The sequence below is a fragment of the Chitinilyticum litopenaei DSM 21440 genome (genome assembly GCF_000428145.1).
Classification (GTDB): domain Bacteria; phylum Pseudomonadota; class Gammaproteobacteria; order Burkholderiales; family Chitinibacteraceae; genus Chitinilyticum; species Chitinilyticum litopenaei.
On sequence record NZ_ATZJ01000001.1, the window covers coordinates 358,030 to 376,597 of the forward strand.

The window sequence follows — 18,568 nt, forward strand, 5'->3', positions numbered from 1 at the left end:
GCCCCTTATTCGGGGGCGTCGCGCACCGAAAGGCACCGCCCGCGCATTAACCGCAGTCGTCCTTCTTCGGGCCACAAGCCCGAGCCAAGGCGGCCAGCCCGGTAAAAATCAAGAGTCTGCGGCACTTGCCGACTGCCTGAAGTCACCGCTTCGCCGTGTTACCGCACGGCGGACTTGCCGGTTCGCTTGCCAGCGTTCCGGTTTCCCGACTGACTGGCTAAGCAGGTCGACAGATTCACAGTTCTGGATGGCAGAGGAGCTCAGTTTTGCCCTTTTTGTCATAACCCCGTGGTGAGGTGACCTATGGAAATTTCCGGTGCGGAAATTGTCACGCGCTGTCTGCAGGAAGAAGGCGTCGAATTCGTCTTCGGCTATCCTGGCGGCGCGGTACTTGAAATCTACGATGCAATTCACAAGCAGGACTTCTTCAAGCATGTGCTGGTTCGCCATGAACAGGCCGCCGTGCATGCCGCTGACGCGTATTCGCGTTCCAGCAACAAGGTCGGCGTTGCCCTGCTGACTTCCGGCCCCGGCGCCACCAACGGCATCACCGGCATTGCCACCGCCTATATGGATTCGATCCCGCTGATCGTGATCTCGGGCCAGGTGGGTACGCCGATGATCGGCTCGGACGCCTTCCAGGAAGTCGACATGGTCGGCTGCTCGCGCCCGATCGTGAAGCACAACTTCCTGGTGAAGGATGTGCGCGACATCGCCGCAACCTTCAAGAAAGCCTTCCACATCGCCACGACCGGCCGTCCGGGCCCCGTGGTGATCGACATCCCCAAGGATGTCACCATTCACAAGACCAAGTTCGAATACCCGCAATCGGTATCGATCCGCAGCTACAACCCGCCGGTCAAGGGCCATCCTGGCCAGATCAAGAAGGCGGCCCAGCTGCTGGCCGATGCCAAGCGCCCCTTCGTCTACGTTGGCGGCGGCGCGGTACTGGGCAATGCCAGCGCGGAAGTCACCGAGCTGGTCAAGCTGCTGAACCTGCCGTGCACCAATACCCTGATGGGTCTGGGCGCGCTGGATGGCACCGACGCCAACTTCGTCGGCATGCTCGGCATGCACGGCACCTACGAAGCCAACCTCGCGATGCAGTATTGCGACGTGCTGATCGCCATCGGCGCGCGCTTTGACGACCGCGTGATTTCGGTGCCGAACCAGTTCCTGTCGCAAGCCAAGAAGATCGTTCACATCGACATCGACCCGTCGTCGATCGCCAAGCGCGTGAAGGTGGACGTACCCATCGTTGGCGACGTGAAGAGCGTGGTCAGCGATCTGGTTGCACTGCTGAAGGAAACCGGCCAGCGTCCGAACGACAAGGCCCTGGCTGCCTGGTGGGATCAGGTCAACGAATGGCGCAAGCCCAATTCGCTGCTGTACACGCAGGATTCCGAAATCATCAAGCCGCAATTCGTGGTGCAAAAGCTGTGGGAAGTCACCGATGGTCAGGCCATCGTGACTTCGGACGTCGGTCAGCACCAGATGTTCGCCGCGCAGTATTACAAGTTCCGCCGTCCGCGCCAGTGGATCAATTCCGGCGGCCTGGGCACCATGGGCTTTGGCCTGCCTGCCGCCATGGGCGCGCAAATGGCCAACCCTTATGCGCAGGTGGCCTGCATTACCGGTGAAGCATCGATCCAGATGAACATCCAGGAATTGTCGACCTGCAAGCAGTACCACATCCCGGTGAAGATCATCAATCTGAACAACCGCTACCTGGGCATGGTTCGCCAGTGGCAGGAATTCTTCTACGGCAACCGATACTCCGAGTCCTATATGGATGCGCTGCCAGACTTTGTAAAGCTTGCAGAAGCATACGGTCATATCGGCATGAAGATCGAGAAGCCGGCCGATGTCGAGCCGGCGCTGCGCGAAGCCTTCAGCGAAAAGCTGAAGGATAGGCTGGTATTCCTCGATTTCATCACCGACCAGAAGGCCAATGTCTTCCCGATGGTGCAAAACGGCAAGGGCCTGAACCAGATGGATCTGCCGGAGCACATGCGCGGCATGCAGCAGGTGCCGTTCGAAAACAACCGTGACTACGGCAACCTGTGCTGAGGAGGAAACGAACATGCGACACATTCTTTCCATCCTGATTGAAAACGAAGCCGGCGCGCTCTCGCGCGTTACCGGGCTGTTTTCCGCACGCGGCTACAACATCGACTCGCTGACGGTGCAAACCACCGAAGACGTCACCATGAGCCGCATGACCATCGTCACGCACGGCTCCGACGACATCATCGAGCAGATCACCAAGCAGCTCAACAAGCTGGTGGAAGTGGTGAAGGTGATCGACCTGAACGAGGCCGATCACATCGAGCGCGAACTCATGCTGATCAAGGTGCGCGCCACCGGCAAGGAGCGCGACGAAATGAAGCGCATGGCGGACATCTTCCGCGGGCGCATCATCGATGTCACCGAAAAGAGCTACACCATCGAGCTGACCGGCCCCGGTGAAAAGCTGGACGCCTTCATCAAGGCGCTGGACCCGGCCGTGATTCTCGAAACCGTACGCACCGGCGCTTCCGGCATCGGCCGCGGCGAACGCATTCTCAAGATCTGAAATCGAGTGAGGAGTGAGGTGTGAGGAGCAAGGGGAAACCCGCCTCACCCCTCACCCCTCACCCCTCACACCTCAAGGAGTTTTACCCATGGCACTGAACGTTTACTACGACAAAGATTGTGATATCTCGATCATCCGCGGCAAGAAGGTCGCCATCATCGGCTACGGCTCGCAAGGCCATGCCCACGCCTGCAACCTGAAGGATTCCGGCGTTGACGTCACCGTTGGCCTGCGCACCGGTTCCGCCACCGTAAAGAAGGCTGAAGCCCACGGCCTGAAGGTTACCGACGTGAAGACCGCCGTTGCCGGCGCTGACGTGGTGATGATCCTGACTCCGGACGAATTCCAGTCCAAGCTGTACAAGGAAGAAATCGAGCCGAACATCAAGCAGGGCGCGACCCTGGCGTTTGCTCACGGCTTCTCCATCCATTACAACCAGGTTGTGCCGCGCAAGGACCTGGACGTGATCATGATCGCTCCGAAGGCTCCGGGCCACACCGTACGCTCCGAATTCGTGCGTGGCGGCGGCGTTCCCGACCTGATCGCGATCTTCCAGGACGCGTCCGGCACCGCCAAGCAAACCGCCCTGTCCTACGCTTCCGGCGTGGGTGGCGGCCGCACCGGCATCATCGAAACCACCTTCAAGGACGAGACCGAAACCGATCTGTTCGGCGAGCAGGCCGTTCTGTGCGGTGGCGCCGTCGAGCTGGTGAAGATGGGCTTCGAAACGCTGGTTGAAGCCGGTTACGAGCCGGAAATGGCCTACTTCGAATGTCTGCACGAACTGAAGCTGATCGTTGACCTGATGTTCGAAGGCGGCATCGCCAACATGAACTACTCGATCTCCAACAACGCCGAGTACGGTGAATACGTGACCGGCCCGCGCGTGATCAACGAAGAATCCCGCAAGGCCATGCGCCAGGCGCTGAAGGACATCCAGACCGGCGAATACGCCAAGCAGTTCATTCTGGAAGGCCAGACCAACTACGCTTCCATGACCGCAGCGCGCCGCAACAACGCCGCGCACGGCATCGAAGTCGTTGGCGCCAAGCTGCGTGCAATGATGCCGTGGATCCAGGCCAACAAGATCGTTGACCAGTCCAAGAACTAAGCGTCCTTGTGCTGCCGTACCCCTGTGTGCGGTGACCAGACAAAACCGGCCTCTGGCCGGTTTTGTTTTTGCGGTGGCGTGGTGCCGGAAGCCGTGCGCGAGTTACTTTCCGCCTTGGACAGGCTGCTGCCGGATTTCTTGCTGCGCTCGGGGGTATCCTGTAAATTCTGCAGGCCGTCATCCGACGGCTTTGCTTTTCTGGCGATGCGATATCTAGGTTCTGTTGACGTTTTGTTTGTGTTCCCGCTGAAGCGATTTTTGCGCCGAATCAAGGCGTTGCGAGCGCCGCATAACGGGTTATGTCAGCGAAGCAACAACGCAGAGTCGGCGCAAAAAGTGTCCAGCCGGATGTGTTATCAAAAAGCCGGTTTGGCTGTTTTTGGCCTGACCCTGCGTTGCAAAGCCCTCACATAGAATGACTATGCATCGGACTTCACGCCTTGTTTTAGGCCAAAAACAGCACAAACGGGCAGTGCAAACAAAGCGTCAACAAAACCTGAAACAACACTGGCGCTGGTTTTTGCTGCTGCCGGCGGCAATCCTGTGCGCGCTGGCCGTTCACCATCTGTACCACCACGACCCGGAAATTTACGGCGGGCCGTTTCTGCCGTGCATTTTCTACGAGCTGACCGGGTTTTACTGTCCGGGCTGCGGCGCCACGCGCGCCGTGTATGCGCTGCTGCACCTCGATCCCGCGCGCGCCTTGCGCAAGAATGCCTTGCTGGTGCTGGTCGGCCTGCCGCTGCTGGCCTTTACGCTGCTCAACCATCTGGGGCCGCGCCGCCTGCTGGCGCTGCGCGCGGAGGGCCGGCTGTGGGCGGCGTTTGGCGTGCTGGCACTGCTGTTTGCCGTGCTGCGCAATATTCCGCAGGCGCCATTCAATCTGCTGGCGCCGCATTGAAAGTGATTATTCTGGCTGGTATATGCCGCCAACCTTTTTAAAATAATGGCTGTAAAGCAATAGGGAGTAATGTATGGCATTTTGCCAGCAGTGTGGCGCCGATAATCGGCAGGAAGCCCGTTTCTGTGTGCAATGTGGCGCAACACTGACCGCACCGTCGCCAGCGGTGGCGGCGCACGATCCCTATGCGGCCTCGCCGGCCACCGTTACCGCCGCGCGCAATGCGTCGAAAACCTCGACGCTGGCCATCATCAGCCTGATTGCCGGCATTGTGCAGGTGCTGTGCTGCTTTGTGGGCGGACTGGTGGCGGTGATCTGCGGGCATCTGGCGCGCAGCGAAATCCGCAAGAGCGAAGGCAGCATTGACGGCGACGGTCTGGCACTGGCCGGGCTGATTCTCGGCTATATCGGCATCGCCTTCAGCGTGATTTATTTTGTCGGTGTCTTTGCCCTCGCTTTCTTTGCCGGGCTGAAGTAACGCAAAAGCCGCGCGCGCTCGGTTACACTGCAGTCATGAGTGACGCTGCCCGCTATCGTTTATCCCGCCTCTACAAGGTGCTGACCCACATCGACGACCGGCTCGGCGAGAATCTCTCGCTGGGTGAGCTGGCCGGTGTGGCCTGTTATTCGCCTTATCATTTCGACCGGGTGTTCCTGCGCTATCGTGGCGTTTCGCCCGCCGAGCATGTGCGCCGCCGCCGCCTGATGCGTGCCGCGCACCGGCTGCGGCATGAGCCGGATTGTCCGATCGGCGAAATCGCCTACGAGTGCGGCTACAGCAACCAGGCCAATTTCTCGCGCGCCTTCCAGCAGCATTTCGGCATGAGTCCGCGCGCCTGGCGCAAGGGTGGCTGGCGCAGCTACATGCTGCAGCAGGTGGCGGCTTTTTCCGATGCCGACCGCGCCAACGAGGCCGAGCTGGAAACGCTGCAGTTTCGCGAGCCGGGCCTGCGCGAAGGGGTGGCCGCGCGCATCCAGGTGCGCAAGCTGCCAGCCCAGCGCACCGTGTCGCGCCAACTGGTGGGCCTGCTCTCGCAGGACCTCAGCGCGGCCTGCCAGCAGTTTGTCGGCGAATGTGCCGAAGCGGGCCTGCTGGGCGAGGCGCCGGTGTTTGTCGGCAGTTTTCTGGAAGACCCCGGTTTTACCGGCCGTGCGCATTTCATCTATGAATTCGGCCTGCTCAGCGCCGCGCCGCTGATTCCGATGTCGCACGAATACCTGCTGCCCGGCGGTTACTACGCGTGTCTGGACTGGCAGGGCACCATGCCGTGGATGCGCTGGATGTATGAAGACTGGCTGGATCGCCATCCCGACTGGACGATGGACAGCCGTCGCCCGCATCTGGAATATCACCGCCAGGGTGACGACGGAGTGCGTCAGGGCACGCTGGCCATCCCGCTGATGCGCAAGACTTGATCCATTGCCGCTTTCTACGGGGTATCGGGCTGTAGCCTTTCAGGGTTAAGGGCTGTGGGGTTATCCATGGTGATGTATTGACCGGTTTGTGCCATTTTCCCGCACACGCCGCCTTGTTGCTGTTTTAACTGTCAGCATGCTGGCAAAATATCGCCATGCCATGTAATTGGCCCTTCCCAAGCTCTGACAGGAAATCCCCATGTATTGTCCTCATTGTGGCCAGCCGCACGGCAATGGCCGGTTTTGCCAGCATTGCGGCGGCAAATTGCCCGCCGAACTGCAAAGCGGCCTGTCCCTCACGCCGTCCGATTCACAGCCGGCGCCCGCTGCCGATCCCTACGCCGCCTCGGCTGCCAGCCTGCAGACCGTGAGCCTTGCTGCCGAAGATCCGCGCGACCATTTCGGCTATGCCGGTTTCTGGGAGCGCTTTGCCGCGCACTTCATCGACAATCTGCTGATTGGCATCGTGGCCTATGGCTTGGTGATAGTCATCTTCATGCTGGTTGGCCTGGGGGCCGTCACGCAGGGCGGCGAGGCCATGAGTGCCCTGGGTGTGCTCGCCATGCTGCTTACCTGGGTGATCCTGATCGTCGTGCCCTGGCTGTACTTTGCCAAGATGGAATCCGGCGAGCGGCGCGCCACGCTGGGCAAGCGTGCGCTGGGCCTGGCGGTGCAGCGCGACGATGGCGAGGCCATCGGTTTCGGGCGGGCAAGCGGGCGCTACTTCGCCAAGATGATTTCGGCCATGGTGCTGATGATCGGCTATCTGATCCAGCCATTTACCGCGCGCAAGCAGGCGCTGCACGACATGATGAGCGACGTGGTCGTGGTGCGCACGCGCGAGCGCAGCGGCGGGGCGCTCTGGGTGGTCGTTGGCGTGGTGGTGCTCTTCGTGCTGGTGGCCGTGATCGGCATTCTGGCGGCGATTGCCATCCCGGCCTACTCGGAATACCAGAAGAAGGCCTTGCTGCGCGGTGCGGAAGTCCAGCTGCGCGCGGCCAGCACCATGGTTGGCGAGTATTATCTCAGCAACGATGGCAAGCTGCCGGCCAGCCTGGCTGCCGCCGGCTATACCGCCAGCGGCACGGAAGGCGTGGCGCTCGAATTCGATGCGGACAACGGCGTGATTGCCGCGACCTTCAGCAAGGCCCGCCTGCAGGATGCGAAGCTGGAGTTTGTGCCCAGTCTGGACGACGAGGGCAATGTGCAATGGCAGTGCGAGTACAGCGGCCTGAGCGAAACCGAGGCGCCGAAAGATTGCCTTGACGCAGTGACTGCCCAGCAGCAGCGCGATGCCAGGGCGGCGGCAGACGCCGAGGCCGAAGCGGCGGCTGCCGCTGCCGAGCCGGAAACCGATTACGCGGAGGAAGCTCCCGTCAACGAAGGCGAACGGCCCGCCGTCAGCGAATAAGACTCAGCGACTAAGGCATCCGGCCGGCGTCGCCCTTTCAGGAGAGGGGCGGTGCTGGCCGGAGCTGCCGGCGGTGTGCGCAGAACGCAAAAAAGCCAAGGTTTTCACCTTGGCTTTTTCAGTATCCTGGTCGGAGTGAGAGGATTCGAACCTCCGGCCTCTACGTCCCGAACGTAGCGCTCTACCAGGCTAAGCTACACTCCGATTTCTCGTCTTGCGACTTGAGGGCTGCATTATGGTAACGCGGCCTCTGGCTGTCAAGCAAAATTCATGATTTTTTATGACAGCCAGTCGATTCAATCAGTTATGGCGGTCGATGGCGATGCGGGCAAGGCTGTGCAGCGCCCGGGTGAAGTCATTGTCCGGCAGGCTGGCCAGGCAGGCGACGGCCAGCGCCGCTTCGCTTTCCGCCACGCTGCGCGCATAGCCCAGCGCGCCGCTGCCTTGCACGGCGGCGAGCACGGCGTCGAAATGGTCGCGGCTGGCTTCAAGCAGCGCGGTGCGCACCGTTGCTGCGGCGGCAGCTTCGCCATGCCGCATGACGTGAATCAGCGGCAGCGTCGGCTTGCCCTCGGCCAGGTCGTCGCCGAGATTCTTGCCGATTTCCTCGGTCTGGCCGGTGTAGTCCAGCACATCGTCGATGATCTGGAAGGCGGTGCCCAGATGCATGCCGTAGCGGGCCAGCGCGTCTTCCGTTGCCGGGTCGGCGCCATTGATGATGGCGCCCAGTCTGGCGGCAGCCTCGAAGAGCTTGGCGGTCTTGTAGCGGATCACCTGCAGGTAGCCGGCTTCGTCGATATCGACATTGCCGATGTTCATCAGCTGCAGCACTTCACCCTCGGCGATGACATTGGTCGCGTCGGCCACCACCGAGAGGATGCGCATCGAGTCGCAGCTGACCATCATCTGGAAGGCGCGGCTGTAGAGGAAATCGCCGACCAGCACGCTGGCGGCGTTACCGAACAGCGCATTGGCCGTGTCGCGACCGCGCCTGAGGCTGGATTCATCGACCACATCGTCATGCAGCAGCGTGGCGGTGTGGATGAACTCGATGACGGCCGCCAGTTCGCGGTGGCTGGAGCCCTGATAACCGAGCGCGCGCGCGGTCAGCAGCACCAGCACCGGGCGCAGGCGTTTGCCGCCCGAGCCGACGATGTATTCGGCGATCTGCCGCACCAGCAGCACGTCCGAATGCAGCCGGTTGCGGATCAGCTGATCCACGGCGGGCATTTCATCGGCAAGCACGGTTTTGACGAACTCCATCGACACGGCGGATCCTCGCTGGCCTGCCGCAGCGCGGACAGGGACATTTGACAAAGGGTGCAATTTTAGCAGAAACGCCGTGGCGGCGCGTGCTCGCCGGCGCTCCGGGCAGGGGGTACGCGCCATAAGTGCTTGACGGCAATGGAACATGCGGGTAAATTTGCCGGCTTCCCGTATTCGGGAGAACGCTTGTCGCGAGTTCGGCAAGTGATTTTGGGTGACTCTTAACGGAGCTTGTTATGTATGCAGTCGTAAAAACCGGTGGCAAGCAGTACAAAGTTGCTGTCGGCGAAAAACTTAAAGTAGAACAGATTGCTGCAGACATCGACAGCCAGATCGTACTGAATGAAGTATTGATGGTGGCAGACGGTGACGCAGTAGTGATTGGTACTCCGGTAGTAGCCGGCGCCGCCATCAAGGCAACCGTGGTATCCCACGGCCGTGGTGACAAGGTACGCATCTTCAAGATGCGTCGCCGCAAGCACTACATGAAGCGTCAGGGCCATCGCCAGAACTACACCGAAATCCGCATCGACGCGATCGAAAAGTAATCTTCAGGAGCTAAGAACATGGCACACAAGAAAGCTGGCGGTAGTTCCCGCAACGGCCGCGATTCGGAAGCCAAACGCCTGGGTATCAAGGTATACGGCGGTGAGCTGATTCCGGCAGGTTCCATCATCGTGCGTCAGCGCGGCACCGAGTTCCACGCAGGTGAGAACGTTGGCATGGGCAAGGATCACACCCTGTTCGCCAAGGTGGATGGTTATGTGAGCTACGCCGTCAAGGGCGCGCTGAAGCGTCGCACCGTGACCGTAACTCCGTACACCGGCGAAGAAGCGTAAGTCGCGCTTTTCCCGGTTCGCGAGAAGCCCTGTCTTTCGAGATGGGGCTTTTTAGTTTTGCAATTCGGAAAATGCGCAGCCGCGTTACCCGATGACGTCGCTGCGGCGGCATGGGGTAAACCGGCTGGGCCGACCCTGGAGACATCATGAAATTTATCGACGAAGCACGCATCGAAGTGATCGCCGGCAAGGGCGGCAACGGCTCGGCCAGCATGCGCCGCGAAAAATACATCCCGCGCGGCGGCCCCGATGGTGGCGACGGCGGCAAGGGCGGCTCGGTCTGGGCCGTGGCCGACGAGGGCATCAACACCCTGGTCGAGTACCGCTTCGTGAAGAAATACAAGGCTGCCGATGGTGAATCGGGCAAGGGCTCGGACCGTTATGGCGCCGGTGGCGAGGACATCGAGCTGCGCATGCCGGTGGGTACCGTCATTACCGACAACGAAACCGGCGAGCTGGTGGCCGACCTGACGAAGAACGGCGAACGTGTCTGCATTGCCAAGGGCGGCAACGGCGGTTTCGGCAACCTGCACTTCAAGTCCTCGACCAACCGCGCGCCGCGCCAGACCACCCCGGGGCTGGAGGGGGAACGCCGCGAGCTGAAGCTGGAACTGAAGGTACTGGCCGACATTGGCCTGCTGGGCATGCCCAACGCCGGCAAGTCCACCTTCATCCGCGCGGTTTCCGCCGCCAAGCCCAAGGTGGCCGATTATCCCTTCACCACGCTGCATCCCAATCTGGGCGTGGTGCGCATCGATGATTCGCGCAGCTTTGTGATCGCCGACATTCCGGGCCTGATCGAGGGTGCATCGGAAGGCGCTGGCCTTGGCCACCGCTTCCTGAAGCACCTGCAGCGCACCGGCATTCTGCTGCACCTGGTCGATCTGGCGCCGTTTGACGAGGGCGTCGATCCGGTCGCCGAGGCCAAGGCGATCGTCGAAGAGCTGCGCAAGTACGACGAAGAGCTGTACAACAAGCCGCGCTGGCTGGTGCTCAACAAGCTGGACATGATTCCGGAAGACGAGCGCGCCGCGCGCATCGCCGCCTTCCTCGAGGGCTACGGCTGGCAGGCGGGCGACGACAGCGAATACGCGGCTTTCGATCCGGCCCGCCCGCGCCTGTTCACCATTTCCGGCATGACCGGCGAAGGCTGCCGCGAGCTGACCTACGCGATCGCCGATTATCTGGACGCGGCCAAGGCCAGGCTGCGCGAAGAGGAGGAGGCACGCAAGGCGCAGGAAGAAGCCGAACTGGCCGCGCGCCGCAAGCTGGTGTTCGAGGATGAAGTCGAGGACGACGAAGCCGGCGAGCCTGGCGACGAGTAAGTTCTGCAATCAACAAAAAAGGCCTGCGCAAGCAGGCTTTTTTGTTGGGTGGCATCCGCTCCGGTTACAATCCAATGCTTACTGCCTTGTTGGAATTGCCATGCTGCACCAGTTGCTGCTTGATTACCTCGTCCCATGCTGCCTGTTCGGCGCGGCCTTTGGCGTGCTGGCGTACTACTACTATCTGAACAAGCTGCACGATGTGGTGCGTGAATGCTATCCCGGCTTGCTGGAGTATGATCCGCACGATTACCGGGTCAATCTGGACCAGCCTTTCCAGGCTTTGAAGGATGTGCCGCCCATTCTCAAAAGCGGCGTCTGGAGGCAATTCCCGGAGCCGTCGCACATCGCCCTGTGCCATAGGGCCCGCATTGCCGACCGCACCTGGATGATCAGTGTCGCGGGCTTGCTGCTGCCCTTTTTCATCTGATCACGGCGGGGGTGGATACGGCTGGATGTATTGCCGTGCAGCCCCTTTTTTTTCAGGCTTTTCTCTGTATACCTGTTGTTCAGCGCACGCTCGGCGCTGCCATGGTGTCGATGATCGCCTCGCGCAGCGACTGCAGCAGCGCGTCGACGTCCTCCGCCCGTGTCGCCCACGAGCAGACGAAGCGCGCGCCGTTTTCATTGATGAAGCCGTAGAACACCCAGCCCTTCGCCTTCAGCCGCTCCTGCACGCGGCCGTCGATTCTGGCGAACACCGCGTTGGCCTCCACCGGGAACAGCAGCTCGATGCCCGGAATCTGCCGCAGGCCGTCGGCCAGTCGCGTCGCCATCGCATTGGCGTGCGCGGCGTGCTGCAGCCACACGCCATCTTTCAGCATGCCCGCCCACGGCGCCGACAGGTAGCGCATTTTGGAGGCCAGCTGCCCGGCCTGCTTGCAGCGGTAGGCAAAATCTTCGGCCAGCGCCGGCTCGAAGAACACGATGGCTTCGCCAACCGGCATGCCCTGCTTGGTGCCGCCCAGCGACATCACTTCCACGCCGGCCCGCCAGCTCAGCTCGGCCGGCGAGCAGTTCAGGCTGGCCAGCGCATTGGCGAAGCGCGCGCCGTCCATGTGCACATGCAGGCCGAGATGCCGGGCGTGCGCGCTGACTTCGCGCAGCTCGGCCGGCGTGTAGACGGTGCCGCTTTCGGTCGATTGTGTCAGCGTCACCACCTTGGGCTTGGGGTAGTGGATGTCGCTGCGCCGCGCGACCAGGCGGTCGATTTCATTGGCGTCGAGCTTGCCGTTGGCGCCGCGCCCCAGCAGCAGCTTGGTGCCGTTGGAGAAAAACTCCGGCCCGCCGCACTCGTCGGTTTCCACATGTGCCTGCTCGTGGCAGATCACGCTGTGATAGCTCTGGCACAGTGACGCCAGCGCCAGCGAATTGGCCGCCGTGCCGTTGAAAACGAAAAACACCTCGGCCTGCGGGCATTCGAAGGCCTGGCGGATCGCATCGGCCGCCTGCGCCGTCCAGTCATCCTGGCCGTAGGAGGCCTGGCAGGCATCGTTGGCTGCCAGTAGTGCGGCAAGGGCTTCGGGGCAGATGCCGGCGGTATTGTCGCTGGCAAAGTCATAACGCATGCGTTTCTCCTGTGCAGCCGGGTCGGCCCAATGACACTCATTGCGCATTATAGGGAGCAATCAGGCGGCGGCGGATCGGGGGAAACCGCAGTGCGATGACCTTATACTTAGGGGTATCTTCCCCTGGCCCTTCATTGAAAAAGGCTAGGGCTGTATGACTTTATGGGTATGGGCTTTGCGCCGCCACATGCTGCCGATAATCACGGCGATGGGCAGCAGGGCCGGGCCGCAAGCGCTGGCCAATTGATAAGGCAATCCACCTTCGCGCAGCAGCGCCGCGGCCAGTGCGGGGTCAAGCCAGTCCGCCAGCACGGAGTACAAAAATACACCGGACAGCGGCAAGATCAACAGGAGCATGCCGGGTCGGTAGCGTGCGGCCACGCCGGCCAGCAGAGTTGGTAACAAATTGACGGGTGACAATATGGCAATCGGCAGCACTTTATCGATGACCTCGGCCTGCGCGCTTGCGGGTAACAGGCTGGCCAGCAGGAATGCCCAGCCATGCCGGGTAACCTGCGGGCGACCAGACTCGGGCCGGATCACAGGCTAACCTGCTGGTAGCAGACCATTACCGCCCGGAAAAGCAGCAATGCGAGCACGAAGCTGACCAGCGCTGCACCGCGTTTCAGCCAGCCGGAGGGCTCGGGTGGATCGCCAAAGTCATTGCTTAAACGTTCACCACTCATGAAGCACAAAACCGGCAGCACGATGATGCCAATAAAGGGAATGATCAGATAGCGGCTCCACTTGCCCGGGCAATTCAGATCCTGCAAGCGACGCGGCGTGAACCGGTAAAACGCCACGCCGACCGGAATGCCGAATACCCAGAATGCATAGTCCAGCCATTCGCGCGCAAAGTGGCCGCCAACGATGCCGTATTGCAATAACAAGAGCATGGCGGAACACCATGCAGCCACGGCCAGCGACATGCCGAGCAGAAAACTGGCTGCGCCGATGCGTCGACAAACTGCTTTGTTTGACATTTCTGTTTATGACGGCGAAAGAAAACGGGAAGTTTAGCACCGACGCCTTGCTGCTTGCCTGCCTTTGCGGTGACCTGATTATGTCTCTCCTTCAGAAACCCTTTTTTCGTCATGCCCGCGAAGGCGGGCAACCAGAGCAACGCTTGATTTCACACCGTCATCTGGATTCCCGCGTACGCGGGAATGACGATTCTGAAGCAGAGACATAATCAGGTGCGGTGATACCAGCAAGAATCTGGCGCGGCTTTGTCACGATGTGGGCCGGAGCAGGCTCAGAAGCGCTCGCCCATGCCGACATAGCGCCACTTGCCCGGCTCCAGCGCGCCCAGGGCAAAGCGGCCGATGCGGATGCGCTTGACGCCGGTGAGTTCCAGCCCGGCGGCTTCGGCCAGCTCGCCCAGCCAGACCGGGGGCGGATTGCGCAGGACGATGCGCAGCTGCTTGTCGCCCTGGCGGGTGGCCTTGAAGGCGCTCAGCGGTTTTTCGCGGTGCCGGGCGACATTGTTAAGGCGCTCGATCTGCTCGTTGCTGAGCTCGTCGGCGACCCAGACCAGGTATTCGAGTTCGCAATCCTTGCCGATGCGCTGCGCCAGGTTCTTGTCCTGCGTCAGGACCAGCAGGCCGGTGGCGGCTTCGGCCAGCGGCACCGGCAGGTGCTGGTTGTCCAGATGGCGGCGCAGCGGGTAGATGCCGCTGTGGTCATTGGGCGAGTGGCGGGCCTTGGTCAGCAGCGGGCGCGCGCCTTCCAGCCAGTTGTCGCCTTCCACTTCGAAGCCGGCCGGCTTGTAAATGATGATGGTGACCCGGTCGGGCTGGGCGCGCTGTACTTCGGCGGAGAGCGTCACCTTCTGGCCGGGCTGCACGCGGCTGCCCAGCTCGTCGACCACGACGCCGTCGACCAGCACGCGGCCGGATTCGATCAGGCGGTCGGCCTCGCTGCGCGAGCAAAGACCGAGTTCGGCCATGTATTTGGATAAGCGGATGGATTCGGTTGTCATGGCGGTCTGGCTGAGGGTTGGGAATGTCACCACGGCGGCCCGCAGTGGCGCAGGATGAACAGGGCCTGATCGCTGGTGGCGCAGCCGGCTTGTCCATCGTCACCAAGCCCGGGCAAAACCCGGAGCAATCTGGTCTATGCAAAATCAGTGAATGGCAGTTTCGCTGCGTTTTCCGGCCCTGCCGTAAAAAACGCCCGGGCAGGCGGTGCGCGGCAGCCTGCCAGCAGCGTGATTATACCTCCCGGCAAGGCCAGTGCCGTTCACTTGCGCCGCGATAAATGCCAAACCCGATGCATGGGGGCGGGGAAGGCCGGCCGCTGTGCGTGTGGCGTGCCGCCTGGCCAGCTTTTCGGAAGGGTGCTGCTGATCCGGCCGCCAGGCTCAACCTGCGGCAGGTCAGCCGTCCGTCCTTGCCGCATGGGCAAAGAGCTGCTGCCTGGCCTGATCGGTAACGGCAATCACGGCCGGATGCCGCAGCTTGCGCTGTACGGTGATCGCGTAAAACTGTTCCTTGAGCTCACCGATTTCCCCGCGCGCTGCGACCTGGTATTCCGTGGCGATGGTGGCTGCCAGCACGGTGGGTACGACAAAAAAACCGGCGCCAGCCTTGCCGAAGGCCTTGAGCAGCGCGCCGTCGTCGCATTCCGCCACCACGCGCGGCCGCAGGCGCGAGCGCTCCAGCCAGGCTTCCAGCCGGGGGCGGATCGCGGCGTCCGGGCCGGGCAGCAGCAGCGGCGCCCCCTGCAGCGCCGCCGGAAAGTCGCCGTCCCAGTTGTGGCACAGCTCGGCCGTGCCCATCAGCGTCAGCGTGCTTTCGCCCAGCAGGTGATTGAAGCCGCGGATATTGGCGTCCGCCGGCAGCGGGCGGTCGGCGAGTACCAGATCAAGCTTGTGCGTGGCGAGATCGCCCAGCAGATTGAGCAGCTGGCCTTCCCGGCAGATCAGCCGCACCGGCTGCGCAGGCTGTTCCAGCTGCAGGGCCGGGCGCAGCAGCTGGAAGGCCACCGTTTTCGGCACCATGTCGCCGATGCCGACGCGGAATTCCTGGATGGCGCCTTGCGGGCCATGCGCAATTGCATCCTGCAGCTCTTCGCCCAGGCTGAACATCTCGTCGGCGTAGCTCTGCACCAGCCGGCCCATGTCGGTGAGCACCAGCTGGCGGCCTTCGCGCCGGAACAGCGGGTGGCCGATCTGCTCTTCCAGTGTGCGCAGCTGGCCGCTGATGGCCTGCGGCGTCAGGCACAGCCGCTCGCTGGCCCGGATGACACCACCGGATTTGGCGACAATCCAGAAGTAATGCAAGAGCTTGTAATTGAAGGGCTTCATTATTCAAAAGCTCCAAAAAACTGAATATAGAAACAAGAATATACGAATTTTATTTCTCGCGTGACGGCCATACAGTTAGTCCGTAACCCTTAGCCATATGACAAGGAGCTTCCGGTGAAAATCGAGATCAAGTGTCAGGATCAGTGCCTGGACGCGACGCTGCAGCGACAGATCGTGCGCCAGATCGAGTTCGGCCTCGGGCTGGTTGCCCCGCATGTGCGCAAGGTGACCGTGCGGCTGGCCGCCATCCCCGGGCAGCGCAGCGGCAATGGCACGCACTGCCAGCTGCAGATCGGCCTGCAACACTGGCCGGATCTGCTGATCGACGATGTGGCCGGCGATGTGCTGTTTGCCATCCATCGCAGTACCGACCGTGCCTGCCGCTCGGTGCGCCGGCTGCTGCGCCAGCAGCACGATTACCCGCGTGCCCTGCAGGTGCAGTACTGAGCGCCTTAACCGCATTTCCGACCACAAGGAGAATCCCGATGCGTCGCTACCCTGTAAACAGCAATGAAGCCATGAGCCGCCTGATCGCGCTTGCCCTGCTGGCCGATGGCGGACTGGACCGGTCCGAGCTTGCCGCACTGGCCGATTGCCGCGTGCTGCAGCGGCTGGGCATCAGCGAATCCCTGTTTCACCGGGTCACGCAGGAGCTGTGCGATGACCTGCTGCTCTACGCCGTTGGTCAGGAATACGGCCATCTGGAGCTGGGCCCGGAATGGATCGACCCGCTGCTGGCCGAGGTTGACGATCCGGCGCTGCAGGTCAGCGTGCTGCGCGCCATGCTCAGCGTGGTCGATGCCGACGGCTGGCTGGCCGATGGCGAAGCGGTGCTGATCGCCCGTGCCATGGCGCTGTGGCATTACGATCTTTTTGCGATGCGCGCCCGGGCGCCGCGTCACCATGCTGTCCACCACCCTTTCTGAAAACCGGGGGCCGTCTGGCCCCTCCAAGGATGACGCATCATGAATGCACTGATGGAAATCTGGCTGGGTCAGCCGGTCTGGCTGTGGCTGGCCTTTATCGGCATCGTACTGGCCTTGCTGGTATTTGATCTGGGTGTGCTGCACAAGGACGACCACGAAATCGGCGTGGCGGAAAGCCTGAAGCTGTCGGCCTTCTACATCACGGCCGGCCTGGCGTTCGGCGGCTGGGTCTGGTGGTATCTCGGCGCGACGTCGGGCATGCAGTACTTCACCGGTTTTCTGATCGAGAAAAGCCTGTCGCTCGACAATGTGTTCGTGATTTCGCTGATCTTCACCTACTTCGCCGTGCCGCGCATCTACCAGCATCGCGTGCTGTTCTGGGGCATTCTCGGTGTGATCGTGCTGCGCGCCATCATGATCGGCCTGGGCGCCACGCTGGTCGCGCAGTATTACTGGACGCTCTATATCTTTGGCGTCTTCCTGATCCTGACCGGCGTGAAGATGCTGTTTGCCGGCGACTCACCCACCGATCTCGCCAGCAACCCGGCGCTGCGCTTCCTGCGCCGCCACATGCGGGTGACGCCCGAGCTGCATGCCCAGCGTTTCTTCGTGCAGGCGCCGGCTGCGGACGGCAGCGGGCGGCTGGTGTGGTGGGCAACGCCGCTGTTTCTGGCGCTGTGCATGGTCGAGCTGGTCGATCTGGTGTTTGCGGTGGACAGTGTGCCGGCGATCTTTGCCATCACCACCGACCCTTTCATTGTGTACACCTCGAACATCTTCGCGATTCTGGGTCTGCGTGCGCTCTACTTTGCGCTGGCGGCGGTGATCCACCGCTTCCATTACCTGAAGTACGCGCTGGCGCTGGTGCTGGTCTTTATCGGTTCGAAGATTTTCCTGGGTGACTTCGTGTTTGATGGCAAGGTGCCCGCGCCGCTGTCGCTGGCGGTGACCTTTGGCCTGCTGGCTGCCGGTGTGCTGTACTCGCTCTGGAAAACCCGCAGGGATTGATCCTGGTCGCCGTGCTCCGCTGCCGCGGGGCACGGCAAGCCGCTGCGGATTCCCGTTCAGGCGCGGCGGTCCAGGGTCTGGCACCCCGCCAGCGGTTTGCCGGCCAGCGTCTTGTACAGGCTCCCCAGCCAGGGATGGCGGCCGCAGGCCGCGTGCAGGTCGAAGTCCGCCTGCCTACGCCAGCGCGGATCGCTCAGTGGCAGCTCGTCAAGCTCGGCCAGCCCCCAGTGGCCGCGGTCCTTGCCATCTTCCCGGTGCGCGGCCAGGCGCTGCGCGAAGGGGCTTAACCAGTCGAACACCAGGCGCACGGCCGGTGCGGCCGCGCTCCAGTTGCTCAACTCGCCCAGCAGGCTGAGCACTTCCTGGCGGCGCAGCTGCAGCAACAGGCCTTCGGCACGAATCAGCACGGCGCGGCCGGCGGGGGTGGGCAGCTGGCGCGTCCAGCCCGCGCGGCGCACATCGCAGCTGACCAGCATGCGGCCATCGCGTGCCTGCAGCACCCGTGCCTTCAGTGCGGTGACATCGGGCAAGTCGACATCGACCCAGTCAAAGGCCGGCCTGCCCGCAGGTGCCAGCCGGGCATGGGCGGTGTCCAGCCCGGCGCCGAGATTGATGCACAGGGTGGCGGGATGCCGGGCAAGAAAATCGAGCATCTGGCCATCGAGCCAGGCGCTGCGCAGGCAGCAGCGGCGCAGTGTCGGCACTTCGCGCGCCCAGCCTGGCCACAGCGCGCGCCAGCGGTAGGCCAGGCGTTCGGAAAGCGGATCGCGGAAATCCAGTTCCGGGCAAAGTTGCGCCGCGTGCGCGCGGGCCAGCAAGGGCAACAGCAGTGTCTTGCCGGGATGGTGGGCGGAGACGGTCATGGCGGGGCCCGAAGCGTTTTGATAAATAAATGATAATAATTATCATTTATTC

The 18,568-nt window shown here is 62.2% G+C and carries 22 protein-coding genes and 1 tRNA gene; 15 read left to right on the plus strand and 8 right to left on the minus strand.

Annotation, left to right across the window (positions count from 1 at the left end):
- The first annotated feature begins 303 nt into the window (after positions 1-303).
- From ilvB to C515_RS22180, 8 genes are all read left to right on the plus strand, one after another.
- Entirely contained in the window at positions 304-2,070 is a 1,767-nt protein-coding gene (gene ilvB, locus C515_RS0101715) for a biosynthetic-type acetolactate synthase large subunit (RefSeq protein ID WP_028454115.1), read from the plus strand.
- Between the two features lie 13 nt (positions 2,071-2,083).
- Positions 2,084-2,575 carry an acetolactate synthase small subunit gene (ilvN, locus tag C515_RS0101720; RefSeq protein WP_028454116.1) on the plus strand — a complete coding sequence of 164 codons (492 nt, stop codon included), beginning with the start codon at positions 2,084-2,086 and terminating at the stop codon, positions 2,573-2,575.
- Positions 2,576-2,669: 94 nt separating this feature from the next.
- Positions 2,670-3,686, plus strand: coding sequence for a ketol-acid reductoisomerase (gene ilvC / locus C515_RS0101725; RefSeq protein ID WP_028454117.1), 1,017 nt, complete (start codon positions 2,670-2,672; stop codon positions 3,684-3,686).
- A gap of 81 nt (positions 3,687-3,767) precedes the next feature.
- A complete protein-coding gene (locus C515_RS23390) occupies positions 3,768-4,100 on the plus strand; it encodes a hypothetical protein (RefSeq protein WP_144290297.1) in 333 nt (110 codons plus the stop codon).
- 58 nt (positions 4,101-4,158) lie between these two features.
- Positions 4,159-4,587, plus strand: coding sequence for a DUF2752 domain-containing protein (locus C515_RS19075; RefSeq protein ID WP_211233956.1), 429 nt, complete (start codon positions 4,159-4,161; stop codon positions 4,585-4,587).
- Positions 4,588-4,660: 73 nt separating this feature from the next.
- Positions 4,661-5,065 carry a DUF4190 domain-containing protein gene (locus C515_RS22890; protein ID WP_081686689.1) on the plus strand — a complete coding sequence of 135 codons (405 nt, stop codon included), beginning with the start codon at positions 4,661-4,663 and terminating at the stop codon, positions 5,063-5,065.
- 35 nt (positions 5,066-5,100) lie between these two features.
- Entirely contained in the window at positions 5,101-6,003 is a 903-nt protein-coding gene (locus C515_RS0101740; RefSeq protein WP_028454119.1) for a helix-turn-helix domain-containing protein, read from the plus strand.
- A gap of 199 nt (positions 6,004-6,202) precedes the next feature.
- On the plus strand, positions 6,203-7,414 hold the full coding sequence (locus C515_RS22180; protein ID WP_051304518.1) for an RDD family protein: 1,212 nt from the start codon (positions 6,203-6,205) through the stop codon (positions 7,412-7,414).
- A gap of 127 nt (positions 7,415-7,541) precedes the next feature.
- Here the strand turns inward: C515_RS22180 and C515_RS0101750 are convergent.
- A tRNA-Pro gene (locus tag C515_RS0101750) sits at positions 7,542-7,618 on the minus strand.
- 96 nt (positions 7,619-7,714) lie between these two features.
- Positions 7,715-8,677 (minus strand): octaprenyl diphosphate synthase, encoded by a 963-nt coding sequence (ispB, locus tag C515_RS0101755; RefSeq protein ID WP_051304519.1) that lies wholly within the window; start codon positions 8,675-8,677, stop codon positions 7,715-7,717.
- Between the two features lie 239 nt (positions 8,678-8,916).
- On the opposite strand from ispB, the gene rplU reads away from it, so the two are divergent.
- The 4 genes from rplU to C515_RS0101775 all read left to right on the plus strand — a co-directional run bounded on the left by rplU (position 8,917) and on the right by C515_RS0101775 (position 11,274).
- Positions 8,917-9,228: a 50S ribosomal protein L21 gene (rplU, locus tag C515_RS0101760; protein WP_028454121.1), complete on the plus strand. Its 312-nt coding sequence runs from the start codon at positions 8,917-8,919 to the stop codon at positions 9,226-9,228.
- Between the two features lie 18 nt (positions 9,229-9,246).
- On the plus strand, positions 9,247-9,519 hold the full coding sequence (gene rpmA, locus C515_RS0101765; RefSeq protein ID WP_028454122.1) for a 50S ribosomal protein L27: 273 nt from the start codon (positions 9,247-9,249) through the stop codon (positions 9,517-9,519).
- A 146-nt stretch (positions 9,520-9,665) separates the two neighbouring features.
- Positions 9,666-10,844: a GTPase ObgE gene (gene obgE, locus C515_RS19085; RefSeq protein ID WP_051304520.1), complete on the plus strand. Its 1,179-nt coding sequence runs from the start codon at positions 9,666-9,668 to the stop codon at positions 10,842-10,844.
- Between the two features lie 100 nt (positions 10,845-10,944).
- Complete coding sequence (locus C515_RS0101775) at positions 10,945-11,274, plus strand: hypothetical protein (RefSeq protein ID WP_028454123.1); 330 nt, start codon at positions 10,945-10,947, stop codon at positions 11,272-11,274.
- Positions 11,275-11,353: 79 nt separating this feature from the next.
- On the opposite strand, the gene C515_RS0101780 is transcribed toward C515_RS0101775, so the two are convergent.
- The 5 genes from C515_RS0101780 to nhaR form a co-directional block, all read right to left on the minus strand.
- Positions 11,354-12,412, minus strand: a complete 1,059-nt coding sequence (locus tag C515_RS0101780; RefSeq protein ID WP_028454124.1) for a threonine aldolase family protein — start codon at positions 12,410-12,412, stop codon at positions 11,354-11,356.
- A gap of 144 nt (positions 12,413-12,556) precedes the next feature.
- Positions 12,557-12,955 (minus strand): hypothetical protein, encoded by a 399-nt coding sequence (locus C515_RS0101785; RefSeq protein ID WP_028454125.1) that lies wholly within the window; start codon positions 12,953-12,955, stop codon positions 12,557-12,559.
- Entirely contained in the window at positions 12,952-13,395 is a 444-nt protein-coding gene (locus tag C515_RS0101790; protein ID WP_081686690.1) for a DUF805 domain-containing protein, read from the minus strand. The genes C515_RS0101785 and C515_RS0101790 overlap by 4 nt, the downstream gene beginning before the upstream one ends.
- A gap of 272 nt (positions 13,396-13,667) precedes the next feature.
- Entirely contained in the window at positions 13,668-14,393 is a 726-nt protein-coding gene (locus tag C515_RS0101795) for a pseudouridine synthase (RefSeq protein WP_043647629.1), read from the minus strand.
- A 396-nt stretch (positions 14,394-14,789) separates the two neighbouring features.
- The gene (gene nhaR, locus C515_RS0101800; RefSeq protein ID WP_028454128.1) at positions 14,790-15,719 is read right to left on the minus strand and encodes a transcriptional activator NhaR; all 930 of its coding nucleotides are present in this window, start codon (positions 15,717-15,719) and stop codon (positions 14,790-14,792) included.
- 114 nt (positions 15,720-15,833) lie between these two features.
- Here nhaR and C515_RS0101805 point away from each other — a divergent pair, with 114 nt between their 5' ends.
- The 3 genes from C515_RS0101805 to C515_RS0101815 are packed head-to-tail and all read left to right on the plus strand — an operon-like array spanning position 15,834 to position 17,653.
- Positions 15,834-16,166: a hypothetical protein gene (locus C515_RS0101805; protein WP_028454129.1), complete on the plus strand. Its 333-nt coding sequence runs from the start codon at positions 15,834-15,836 to the stop codon at positions 16,164-16,166.
- Positions 16,167-16,204: 38 nt separating this feature from the next.
- Positions 16,205-16,645: a hypothetical protein gene (locus C515_RS19090; protein ID WP_051279279.1), complete on the plus strand. Its 441-nt coding sequence runs from the start codon at positions 16,205-16,207 to the stop codon at positions 16,643-16,645.
- 39 nt (positions 16,646-16,684) lie between these two features.
- Positions 16,685-17,653: a TerC family protein gene (locus C515_RS0101815; protein WP_028454130.1), complete on the plus strand. Its 969-nt coding sequence runs from the start codon at positions 16,685-16,687 to the stop codon at positions 17,651-17,653.
- Positions 17,654-17,709: 56 nt separating this feature from the next.
- On the opposite strand, the gene C515_RS22185 is transcribed toward C515_RS0101815, so the two are convergent.
- Positions 17,710-18,516, minus strand: coding sequence for a class I SAM-dependent methyltransferase (locus C515_RS22185; RefSeq protein WP_028454131.1), 807 nt, complete (start codon positions 18,514-18,516; stop codon positions 17,710-17,712).
- Positions 18,517-18,568 lie beyond the last annotated feature (52 nt).